Origin of the sequence: Crocosphaera sp. Alani8 (assembly GCF_038442745.1) — a bacterium.
In the GTDB taxonomy this organism is placed as follows: Bacteria; Cyanobacteriota; Cyanobacteriia; order Cyanobacteriales; family Microcystaceae; genus Crocosphaera.
Genome location: NZ_JARVCN010000090.1, coordinates 1 through 10,852, shown reverse-complemented (window position 1 = coordinate 10,852; position 10,852 = coordinate 1). Strand labels below are relative to the sequence as shown.

The following is a 10,852-nucleotide window of genomic DNA, read 5'->3' as shown; positions in this document are numbered from 1 at the left end:
GATAAGAGCCTGTGATAGAAGAATCCCACGCGGTTCTACCCGTGGGAGTGTCAAGTGAGCAGTTATCAGTGAACAGTGAACAGTGAACAGTGAACAGTTATCAGTTAGCAGTGAACAGTTATCAGTGTAAAAGTAATACTAAGTCCGCACTGAATACTGAATGCTGACTGCTGAAGACTGAATACTGAATACTTGCTTGTTAGATAAAAATGGTTTTCGGGTACTCTAAAAATACAAGCACCTCTGATTGTTTCTTATTTTGTGTGATGCAAACTGCTTATAATTCAGATTCTATAAGGGTTTCAGAGCTTTTAGAGGCTTTATAGGTGCTTGCAAAATCCTGTAACCTTTGTTTGATGAGGGTTTCAGCGAATGGTTTTCACTCTCAACTGGTCACTTTGGGGGATTCACTAGCTATTTTCAGGAGGTGCTTGTAAAATCGATTAAGAACACCGATTAATTATAGGTTTCAGCCGTCGCTGTGTTTTAACCTTTGATGCCATAAGGCGTTGATCACTCTATGCTTTCGACGGCATCCATAATATGGCTAGAGTGTTTTAACCTTTGATGCCGTAAGGCGTTTATAACTCAAGAAGAATGAATTACTTTTGTCATGTTTCTGCTGTGATGATCTCGCAAATCTTGAGCTACATTTTCAGGAACCAGATGAGAAATAGAGCCACCAAACCGAGCAATTTCCTTAACGGTACTACTACTCAAAAAACTATACTCTTTACTGGTAGCAAGGAAAACAGTTTGTACCTCTTTAGCAAGGGTTTTATTTGTGTGAGCCATTTGTAATTCTTTTTCAAAATCAGACAATACCCTCAAACCCCGTAACAACACCTGAGCATTGTGTAATTTTGCGTAATCTACGGTTAACCCCGTGTAACTATCTACCTCAACTTTAGATAAGTGTTGCGTACATTCTTTAATTTGCTCAACCCTTTTTTCTACGGGAAATAGAGGCTTTTTGCTAGGATTATACATCACCGTAACAATGACTTTTTCAAACAACAAAACTCCTCGCTCGATAATATCAAGATGACCAAGGGTAATGGGGTCAAAACTTCCTGGGTAAATAGCTATCATTTTCAGGACTCATTACTTGTGGTTTGCTTTTTGTACGTTGTCTCCAAAAATCCCGACAAAGTGATTCTACGGAGATTTTAGCACAAACCCGTTTTTTAAGCTTATTTGAGCGAAGGTAAACAATAATCCCACAATGGAAGCACTGAGCAAGAACAGTGATAGAAAACCTCATCAAAGTGGGGATACTGAATTTAAGAAGGCGGAAGCTTTTTTGCCGGGTTCATTGCGTAAGATAGATTCAACAAGCATTTTAGAGGGTTTCCAATGGGGAAAACTTCGGTCTTATCACCCAGTCGTCTTGAAAGACTATTGCAAATGGATGAGTTGCTTCGCTCCAAAAGGCGAATCACGCAACCGATATTAGCTGAAAAATTAGAGGTCACAGAAAGGACAATTAGAAATGACTTACGTTTTCTTGAATGTCACTTTAATGCTCCTTTGAAATACACTAAAAAACAAGGATGGTATTACATTGATGATAATTGGCAACTACCAAATGTTTCCTTGAGCATAGGCGAATTATTTGCCTTAACGTTAGGTGCAAGGATGCTTGAATCTTATGCAGGTTCAGCTTATGAGAAAGAATTACAGTCATCTATTGAGCGATTATCAGAACGATTACCTGAACCAACTTGGGTTAATTTACAACAATTAGCTGATGAAAGAATTGTCTTTCGTTCAGGCGCGCAGATGAATCTTAATCCTGAAATCTGGCAAAACTTATTAGAAGCGTGTCGAAGTTCTAAACGCATTTGGATTCATTATTATGCGGCTACTCGTAATAAATTTTCTGAACGAGTTGTTGAACCTTATTTACTCCATGTCTATCGAGCCACGAATCCTTATCTGATTGGTTTTTGTCAGAAACGACAGGAAATGCGTTGGTTTAGGATTGACCGTATTCAACAAATAAAAGTCCTTGATGAAAGTTTTGAACGTGATCCTAATTTTCATGCTCAAACTTATCTTGACCAAATTTTTCAAGCAGAGGTAGGGGGAAAACCTGTTCCTGTTTCTATCTGGTTTGATGCTGCTAATGCTCCCTTTATTCGTGAGCGGCGTTGGCACCTTACCCAAGAGATTACTGAACATGATGATGGTTCCTTAACCTTACATTTGGTGAGTGGGGGACTCAACGAACTAAAACGGTGGGTTTTGGGTTATGGCAAAGGTGCAGTGGTAAAAGAACCAGTGGAGTTAGTCAACTTGGTTAAGTCTGAAGTTGAGGGGATGAGTCAACATTACAATTTATTGGAGGTTAGCAACCATGTTATGTAATTGGGATAAGATTAAAATACTAGGAGTATTAAAAGACGTAAAGCCGTGTACACAGCAATTACACAAGTCTAAGCAAAAACCTTTGATGCCGTTAGGCGTTGATCACTACTCCTTTAAGCTAAAAAGTTTGTTACCTAAATGGTTATTAACCTTTGATGCCGTCAGGCGTTTAGACCATTTAGGTTTTTATGGGTCAGGGCATAAATTAATGTAGTCATTTAATCTAAAAGAAGTGTTATTATCAAGTACAGAGAAAAGCTGCTCTGTCTTTCAGACGAGAGCAACTCGTTTAAACACTACTAAAATGTTAACAATGAAAGAAATCGCAAATCAAGACAGAAGCGAATTCACAGATTTTTCCAATGCTCATCAGGTTGTTCCTTACTCCAAGTATCGAAAACTCCAAGATGAAAATTCTGTCCTAAAAGACGAAAATTTAGAGCTACGATCTCGCATCGATCATGAATCTGAAGATTGTCTTTCAATCGCAGATTCGTTGGAAAAAGAATATTCTTCAGAACGAGGAATAGTGAATTAAGTCATCAAGGTGGGTGTTTTTCTCCCACCTTGTACAACCTCAAATTTTCTCAAAAAATGGAGTCATTTGAAGCATGACAGAACAATTAGCAGTTCAGATATCACCCGAAATTCTTAAATCATTTTGCCAACGTCATCATATTCGTAAACTGTACGTTTTCGGGTCTGTTTTACGAGATGATTTTACCCCAGACAGTGATATAGATATTCTAGTAGAGTTTGAACCCGATAAAGTCCCCGGATTAGCATTTTTCGAGATGCAAGATGAACTGAGTCACCTTTTACAGTATCCCGTCGACTTAAATACCCTTGGTTTTTTGAGTCCTCAAATTCGCCAAAAAGTCTTAGCAGAAGCGGTTCTTCAGTATGTTAAATCCTAGAACAAAGGAGAAATTGCAAGATATGCTGACTTACTCTCAAGAAGCGATCGCCATTATGGACTCAAAAACTCGTCAGGATCTTGATAACGATCGCCTTTTAAATCTTGCTATCGTTCGCTTGCTAGAAATTATAGGAGAAGCGGCCAGTCAAATTCCTAAAGCTGAATGTAATCGGTATCCTAACACTCCTTGGCACGCTATTGTTAGTATGCGAAATCGTCTCATTCATAATTATGGAAATGTTGATCTTGATATTGTTTGGCAAGTTGTGACTCAAGATTTACCAAAACTCACGGAGACGTTAATTGAGATCCTAGAAAGAGATTGAGCGATCGCTAATAATTTAATTCTCATCACCCACAACGTTTCCGAATTTTCTCGTATCTGTCAATTACATTGGGAAGATTGGGAACAATAACTAAGTGAACCTCTGTATGTTTTTACACTGACAACTAAATTGATCTAGCTTTCATGAACAACATTATTAACCTTGTCTTTCCAGTTAAGGGAAACATTCTTTATGCTGATCACAACCATAAGCTATTAGGATGTCTTTCACAAAAAATACCTCAAATACATGATCTTGAAGGGTTAGCAATTAACACAATTTCAGGTATTCCTGATAAACAAGGGAATATATCTTTAACTCCCTATTCACGGCTTTATTTAAGATTACCTGTAGAAGCGATCGCTTTAGTTTATCCCTTAGCTGGACAAACTTTAACCATTGGTGAATATCAAATCAAGTTAGGTAATCCTGAATTACAGACCATCAAAGGAGTTGAATCCTTAAAAGCAAGATTAGTTACCATTAAAGGTTATACAGAACCAGGCACATTTTTACAAGCAGCTTATCGACAGTTACAAGCATTAGAAATTCAAGCTAATATCGGCATTCCTGCCAATGATGAAGGAAATCCCAAACGGTTAACGCTGAAAATAAATAAACCCAAGCGAAGTTATATCATTGTAGGTTTTAGTGTTATCGTTTCTGACTTAAGTGAAGAAGATTCAATTAAATTACAAATTCATGGTTTAGGGGGAAAACGTCGCCTTGGTTGTGGTTTTTTCTATCCTAATATTCGAGTTAGAAAGAGTTATCAAAGAGGGAATTATCATGCAACAAATGCTATTAGCTAAAGAGCGAAAATATGGAAAATTGACCTTAGAACAGCATTTAATTGACACAGAAGAAGCTGTAAGAGCAATTTTTATTAAAGATAAAGATAAAGATCGTATTCTTAAGAATTGGTGTCGTTTCTTTAAAGTTGAAAATTTAGAGAGGTTTCTGCGACATCTTCAGATAGCAGCATTATTTCATGATATCGGTAAAGCTAATGCTGATTTTCTCCGCTTAGTTAATGGTACTAAGGAAAAGCAAACGTTACGTCATGAATGGATTAGTGCTTTAGTTCTTCATCTTCCTACCGTTCGTCAATGGTTGCAAACAAGCAAACTTGACTTAGATGTAGAAGTGATTACTGCTGCTGTTTTGTGTCATCATTTAAAAGCGTCTTATGGTGATACTGACAAAGAAAGAGCATGGGGTACTGACAGAACAAGTTCTAAAGAGAAAAAAGTTGATCTTTATTTAGATCACCCAGAAGTTACTAGCATCTTAACCAAGATAGCCAAATTAGCTGAAATTGATGGACTTCCAGAATTTCCTCAAGAGTCTCAGAAATGGATAAAAGATGATCAGTTTTGGTCAAATATTCGGAAGAATGCTAATGGTGTAGGTAAGAAGTTTTCCCGTGAGGTAAGGCGAAAAGGTAATGAAAACCGTCTTAGCTTACTATTAGCAGTCAAAGCAGGATTAATTGCTGCCGATTCAGTTGCATCAGCCATGTTTCGAGTCAAAGACCCAGAAAATACTGAAAATTGGCACAGTGAAAATCAGGGGTTCATTAAAGAATGGGTTAATAAAACCCTACATCAACCTGCTATTACAGATGATGAGATTGAAGACAAGATTTTAAGGCATTGTTATAAAAAAATCGAAGAAAAGACAAGAAAACCTTTTAAACTACAAGATTTTCAGGAAAAAGCCATAGATTTACCATCAAGATTACTATTGCTTAGTGGTTGTGGTTCAGGTAAAACGATTTTTGCTTATAAATGGCAACAAGGAGTCGTTAAACAGCAAGAAGTCGGTAGAGTTATTTTTCTTTATCCTACACGGGGAACAGCTACTGAAGGGTTTAAAGATTATGTATCATGGGCCCCTGAAACTGAAGCAAGTTTATTAACAGGAACAGCAGCTTATGAACTTAAGGATATGCAGGAAAACCCCTCAGAATCCCTAAAAGACAAGGATTTTACTACTGAGGAACGTCTTTATGCGTTGGGATTTTGGGGTAAGCGTTTCTTTTCGGCAACGGTGGATCAATTTCTGTCATTTTTAACCCATAGTTACAGTGGGATGTGCTTATTGCCAATTTTAGCGGATTCCGTTCTAGTTATTGATGAAATACATAGTTTTTCCCGAAAAATGTTTGATAATCTCATTAGTTTTTTAGAACATTTTGATATTCCAGTTCTGTGTATGACAGCAACTTTACCCCCATCTCGACAGAAGGAAATTGCCGAAAAACTCTCAGAAAATCAACGATTATTCGTTTATCCAACAGTAAAAGACCGTTCTGAACTGGAAGACCTAAAATATGCTGAAGAAAGACCAAGATATATCATCCAATCTACGGATTATGATACTGCTTATGCTCAAGCGATCGCATCTTTTAGTGATGGTAAAAGGGTTCTCTGGGTGGTTAATACGGTTAATCGTTGTCGAGAAACAGCGAATAAGCTAGAAAATGAGTTAAAAACTGATATTTTGACTTATCATAGTCGTTTTTTACTAAAAGATCGCAAAGAGAGACACGACAAGACTATTGAAGCGTTTCAAGGAGATAAAAAAGCCGTTATTGCTGTTACCACTCAAGTATGCGAAATGTCTCTAGATTTAGATGCAGATATCTTAATTACCGAAATTGCGCCAATTTCTTCTTTAGTTCAGCGATTTGGACGGTGTAATCGTTCTTCTAGTCGCAAACCTGAAGAACGTGGATATATATGGGTTTATGAACCTCATAATCAGAAAAATCGTCAAAAAATTGCCTACAAACCCTATGATGAAAAAGACATCATCGGCGCACAAGAATTCTTAACTGAAGTGTTAGGAGAAGTTAGTCAATATGACTTAGCTGAAAAGCTTCAAGAACACGCCAAAAAAGAACGGTATGCTGACCAAAAAAGTGACTTTGTTAGTGGTGGATACTGGGCAACTTCTAAACCTTTTCGAGAGGATGATAAGTATTCAGTCAGTGCAATTTTAGATCGAGATGTGAAAGAATTTTTAAAATTACAGGCTGATAAAGATCCTAATCTAGAAGGACTAATTTTATCGGTTCCCTATAAAGAAGAATATTTCGATCCTGAAAAACGTCCACCAAAATTCCCTAAATATTTAGGAATTGCACCTAGTAAATTTTACTGTGAAAAGCGAGGTTTTGGAGAATGAAAACTATAGAATTATCTTATCAATTAGCTGAATTACCGTCAGCTCAACATCGTGCGGGTTTAGCAGGTTTAATCTTAATGGTTCGAGAAGTGCATCATCAAGAATTATTAGACAATTATGAAAATTCAACCCTTAAATTTTCCTCTGAACCTGATGAATATGGGTTATGTTTAGAATTAAATTTAGAAGGATTAAAAGCTTTATTTGACTTAACTTATAAGGCTTTTAATGAATATCGATGGTCAACTCAAAAAGATAAGGACAAAGATTATAATGAGGATGAAATCAGAGAAAGAGAGACTCAAGATAAAAAAGGAAAAATTAAAAAAATTACTGAATATCGTTACTCCGTCGTTGTTCCTCAAGGTGCATTTTTACCTTACTGGGATAATTCTGATGATGATGAAAATAATGGTTTATGGATTAAACTTTGGCGAGAGTTGATGTGGAATATCATTAGAGATAAACCCGCATCTCGTAGTCCGTTCAATAAGAGACTGACTGAAGAGAATAATTATTATCAAGACACACAAAATGTTTGGCAATCATTAAAAAATACTGATAAAAATATAGGACAATCAGGAACTTATTACTTAGGTGCAGCAGCATCAACGGCTGAAAATATCCCACAAAAAGACATTATTCGTTATCAGTTTTTACTGCATTTTGCGCCTTTTGTTTTTCAAGTTTATTGTCCTTCTATCTTAGATAAAGAGGGGAAGCGAGATAATAGCAAAAAAAGTTATGCAGTGATTGTTCCAGATGTTGCTAATTTAGTTTACTTTTGTGATGAATTTCAAGATGTTTTAGAAAATAGAAGTGATCAAGTATTTGGTTATCGTCCTCGTGAAGCTTTAATCGATATTCCTCAAGAAGGTGCATTGGATGTCTTAAGATTAATACGGGAAAGAATCGCTCAACAAACAGGTTCTCAAACCCTCGAAGATTTAATCTTAGGTGCAGAGGTTATTCATGCTGAAAAAGTAGGCAATAATGTTAAATTTATCTCAATTAGTTATGTTGAACCTATCACCGATAAGGTTGATCGATATAAGGATATTCATGACCTTTATTGGTGTCCTTGGTTTCGTAAACAAAGGTTACTTAATTTAGTAAATTCACCGATTGATTCTGAAGGAAACTTAGATGAAATTCCTGCATGGACTGGTTTTGATGATCTTCTTAGTCGTATCCCTCGTAAATGGCTAGAACATCGTTATTTTAGTCATGATGCTCGCCAATTCTTTATCAAAGAAATTTCTATCCAAGGAGAAACTACCGTGAACGACCAAACTGCTAAAATTCGTGATAACGCCAACATCGTTTATAAAGTTTGTCAATCTTATGTCGTTAAAAAATTAAAGTCAAAATATGACATTGACTGGAAAGATTGTCAAGGAAATGCTAAGAAAGAAAATCAGTATAATGAGACAAAAACTAAGATAGCAAATGAGGCTTTTTTAGCCATTCGTTCTCGAACTGAATCTCAAGCCTTTATTGAATATTTTGTTAGTATCCTTTACCCTTTTATTAAAAAAGATGAATTTTCTCAATTTGCTGAAGATTTATTTAATAAAACTGATGAAATTCGAGCCTTAACTCTATTGGCCTTATCTAGTCAGTTTTCATCTAGTAAAAAAGACGAGTCTCAAGATAACAAAAATCAAGCTGCTTAAATATATTTTTCCTTTGATGCCATTAGGCGTTGGTCACTGATTTGACCTCATTATCTTTCACATTAAACAGAAAATCATCAACCATGACTAACTCTAAAACCAAGCTTAATCTTTTTTGTACTGTTCTTACTTACCCTGCACCTTCTGGTAATTATCGAGGTGAGTCTGAAGAAAATAGAACCATTTTACAAAAGATTGTTAAACAAGGACAAAAATATGCTGTCATTAGTCCTGAATCAATGCGGAATGCTCTACGAGAAACCCTGATTTTACTCGATCAACCCCATAACCGTACTCGCTTACATGATGAGGATCAATTAGCAGTAGAGTTCAAAGAATATCCCAATGCAGATAAGTATGCCGATGACTTTTTGTTTGGGTATATGGTTGCACAAAATAAAGATGTTAAGGAAATGAAAAAACTATCTTTACCAGCTAAACGAGATAGTATTCTTCGCTGTAATATGGCAGTTGCCCTTAGTCCCTATAAGTATGATGCTGTTTTTCATCAGTCTCCCTTAAATGCAGGTGATAGTCCTTGGAAAAATGCTAGTACCTCTGCTTTGTTACATCGAGAAGTGACACATACAGCATTTCAATATCCTTTTGCTTTATCACAACGAGATTGTTTAGAAAAACCCGAATGGGTTAGAGCCTTGTTACAGGCGATCGCACAATTAAACGGAGTAGCTGGGGGACACGCCAGAGCTTATTATGAATTTGCACCTCGTTCTGTGGTTGCTCGTTTAACCCCTAAATTAGTCGCAGGTTATAAAACCTATGGATTTAAAGAAGATGGTGTTTTTCCTGAATTAGATCGCTTAGAAAAACGAGATGATGAAAACTATGATCTACCAGGAGATGAATTTTGGATTGGTGGTGATATTGTTCGTCAAATGGAAGAGCAAGAATTATCTCGCTTAACTGATGCTGGAGTTAATTTATTCAAAAATCCTGAACAGTTGTTTGATGCGATCGCTGATGAATTTTTAGGGGGTGAAAAGTAGTGTTTCTCTTGCTTAAAGCTCCTTTTGCCTCTTTCCGTCCTTTTCAGTCAGGTTCATATCGTTCTACTACACCTGTCCCATCTCCATCAACGGTTTATGGTATCTTACTCAATTTAGCAGGAATTGAACAAAGAACAGCAACGGATCAACCTATCACCCTTATTCGGGATGATTTACCTGAAATGGAGATCGCTATCGGTGTTCCTAATGGTTGTCAAAAACAAACCAGTGTTTTGTCTCAACAACTTCATAATTATCCCGTTGGTTCATCAGGAAAAGAACTAGCAAAAAAGACTTATGGCAATAAATATTGGATTGCACCTGTGCGTCGGGAAGTGTTAGTTGATGTTTGTATTATTGTAGGACTAAAAACTGATCAACAATTATGCGATCGCATTGTTCAAGGATTAAATGGAGAGTTAGATGAACCTCGTTATGGACTTCCCTTTGCAGGAGATAATAACTTTTTGTTTGATGAAATTAAAATCATCTCAGAGCAAAATATACCTTGTACTAAATGGTATTATCCCATAGAAGATAATACTCGTCCAAAGGGGGGAATTTGTCGTCTTACTACTTGGATTGATCGTGCCGATAATACTAAGACAAACATTCAAGTTTTCGCACCTGTTTTTTGTAATTCTCCTCCTGAGAATGCTTGGCTAAATTTACCGCCATCAAACGATAAAAATTGAATTAGGTTGTCTGATTCCCTTGAGGTGAATTACATTTCTCTATTCTAAAAATTGCACCTTGAAAACTAAATAAATTTCTCTTGAAGTCGGAAGAGTTTTTGCCTGTTTCTTGGATTAAGTTGGTAGCAAGACAACATTAATACAGCACAAAGAAACAATGCAAACAACTAATTTAGACCAAAGAACCAGCATTAACTTAACTGAAGATACTATCAGAGTTTCTGCTCTCTATGCCTTTGCTTATTGTCCGAGACTTTTCTACCTTGAGGAAGTCGAAGAACTTTATACCCAAGATTCAGCCGTATTTGCTGGACGACGGTTACACGAAGAAATCGACAAACAAGAGGATGAAGAATGGCTTGATCTTTACCTCGAAGACGAAATCTTAGGACTACGGGGACGAGTTGACGCTTTACGCACTCGTGATGGTCAAACTATCCCCTACGAGCATAAACGGGGACGTTGTTATAGAACCCATTTGGGATCTTTTTTGACAAATATAAGTCAAATATCAATCTTATCTAGTAATTTACTTAGTAAATTACCTACCCATTGAAAATTAGTCTCAAAAAGGCTATTTTCTGAGACAATCTATAATATATATACGTTTGTATAGAAGCTTCTCAAAAAGTCTGGGGGGACTCGCCGAAAGTTAGGGGACAAAGAT

Annotated in this window: 11 protein-coding genes; 10 read left to right on the top strand and 1 reads right to left on the bottom strand. The window is 36.5% G+C overall.

The features are described 5' to 3' along the window. Positions 1–588 precede the first annotated feature (588 nt). On the bottom strand, positions 589–1,092 hold the full coding sequence (coaD, locus tag P9B04_RS06765) for a pantetheine-phosphate adenylyltransferase (RefSeq protein WP_342054234.1): 504 nt from the start codon (positions 1,090–1,092) through the stop codon (positions 589–591). 264 nt (positions 1,093–1,356) lie between these two features. Between coaD and P9B04_RS06760 the strand changes: the two genes are divergently transcribed. The 10 genes from P9B04_RS06760 to P9B04_RS06715 all read left to right on the top strand — a co-directional run bounded on the left by P9B04_RS06760 (position 1,357) and on the right by P9B04_RS06715 (position 10,741). Beyond that, positions 1,357–2,370: a helix-turn-helix transcriptional regulator gene (locus P9B04_RS06760; RefSeq protein WP_342054233.1), complete on the top strand. Its 1,014-nt coding sequence runs from the start codon at positions 1,357–1,359 to the stop codon at positions 2,368–2,370. A gap of 313 nt (positions 2,371–2,683) precedes the next feature. Then, positions 2,684–2,908, top strand: coding sequence for a hypothetical protein (locus P9B04_RS06755; protein ID WP_342054232.1), 225 nt, complete (start codon positions 2,684–2,686; stop codon positions 2,906–2,908). A 73-nt stretch (positions 2,909–2,981) separates the two neighbouring features. Beyond that, positions 2,982–3,287, top strand: coding sequence for a nucleotidyltransferase family protein (locus P9B04_RS06750; protein WP_342054231.1), 306 nt, complete (start codon positions 2,982–2,984; stop codon positions 3,285–3,287). A 22-nt stretch (positions 3,288–3,309) separates the two neighbouring features. After that, complete coding sequence (locus P9B04_RS06745; RefSeq protein WP_342054230.1) at positions 3,310–3,615, top strand: HepT-like ribonuclease domain-containing protein; 306 nt, start codon at positions 3,310–3,312, stop codon at positions 3,613–3,615. Between the two features lie 143 nt (positions 3,616–3,758). Beyond that, the gene (gene cas6, locus P9B04_RS06740; protein ID WP_342054229.1) at positions 3,759–4,427 is read left to right on the top strand and encodes a type I-MYXAN CRISPR-associated protein Cas6/Cmx6; all 669 of its coding nucleotides are present in this window, start codon (positions 3,759–3,761) and stop codon (positions 4,425–4,427) included. Beyond that, positions 4,405–6,807, top strand: coding sequence for a CRISPR-associated helicase Cas3' (gene cas3 / locus P9B04_RS06735; protein ID WP_342054228.1), 2,403 nt, complete (start codon positions 4,405–4,407; stop codon positions 6,805–6,807). The genes cas6 and cas3 overlap by 23 nt, the downstream gene beginning before the upstream one ends. Next, entirely contained in the window at positions 6,804–8,483 is a 1,680-nt protein-coding gene (gene cmx8, locus P9B04_RS06730; RefSeq protein WP_342054227.1) for a type I-MYXAN CRISPR-associated protein Cmx8, read from the top strand. Before cas3 ends, cmx8 begins: the two co-directional genes overlap by 4 nt. A gap of 83 nt (positions 8,484–8,566) precedes the next feature. Continuing rightward, entirely contained in the window at positions 8,567–9,490 is a 924-nt protein-coding gene (locus P9B04_RS06725) for a type I-B CRISPR-associated protein Cas7/Cst2/DevR (RefSeq protein ID WP_342054226.1), read from the top strand. Next, the gene (cas5, locus tag P9B04_RS06720) at positions 9,490–10,185 is read left to right on the top strand and encodes a type I-MYXAN CRISPR-associated protein Cas5/Cmx5/DevS (RefSeq protein ID WP_342054225.1); all 696 of its coding nucleotides are present in this window, start codon (positions 9,490–9,492) and stop codon (positions 10,183–10,185) included. Before P9B04_RS06725 ends, cas5 begins: the two co-directional genes overlap by 1 nt. A 157-nt stretch (positions 10,186–10,342) precedes the next feature. Beyond that, entirely contained in the window at positions 10,343–10,741 is a 399-nt protein-coding gene (locus P9B04_RS06715; protein WP_446717974.1) for a CRISPR-associated protein Cas4, read from the top strand. Positions 10,742–10,852 lie beyond the last annotated feature (111 nt).

What these genes read in the sequence shown, in the direction of transcription:
- coaD (WP_342054234.1), bottom strand. Translation starts at nt 1,092, where the DNA reads ATGATAGCTATTTACCCAGGAAGTTTTGACCCCATTACCCTTGGTCAT.
- P9B04_RS06760 (WP_342054233.1), top strand. Translation starts at nt 1,357, where the DNA reads ATGGGGAAAACTTCGGTCTTATCACCCAGTCGTCTTGAAAGACTATTG.
- P9B04_RS06755 (WP_342054232.1), top strand. Translation starts at nt 2,684, where the DNA reads ATGAAAGAAATCGCAAATCAAGACAGAAGCGAATTCACAGATTTTTCC.
- P9B04_RS06750 (WP_342054231.1), top strand. Translation starts at nt 2,982, where the DNA reads ATGACAGAACAATTAGCAGTTCAGATATCACCCGAAATTCTTAAATCA.
- P9B04_RS06745 (WP_342054230.1), top strand. Translation starts at nt 3,310, where the DNA reads ATGCTGACTTACTCTCAAGAAGCGATCGCCATTATGGACTCAAAAACT.
- cas6 (WP_342054229.1), top strand. Translation starts at nt 3,759, where the DNA reads ATGAACAACATTATTAACCTTGTCTTTCCAGTTAAGGGAAACATTCTT.
- cas3 (WP_342054228.1), top strand. Translation starts at nt 4,405, where the DNA reads ATGCAACAAATGCTATTAGCTAAAGAGCGAAAATATGGAAAATTGACC.
- cmx8 (WP_342054227.1), top strand. Translation starts at nt 6,804, where the DNA reads ATGAAAACTATAGAATTATCTTATCAATTAGCTGAATTACCGTCAGCT.
- P9B04_RS06725 (WP_342054226.1), top strand. Translation starts at nt 8,567, where the DNA reads ATGACTAACTCTAAAACCAAGCTTAATCTTTTTTGTACTGTTCTTACT.
- P9B04_RS06715 (WP_446717974.1), top strand. Translation starts at nt 10,343, where the DNA reads ATGCAAACAACTAATTTAGACCAAAGAACCAGCATTAACTTAACTGAA.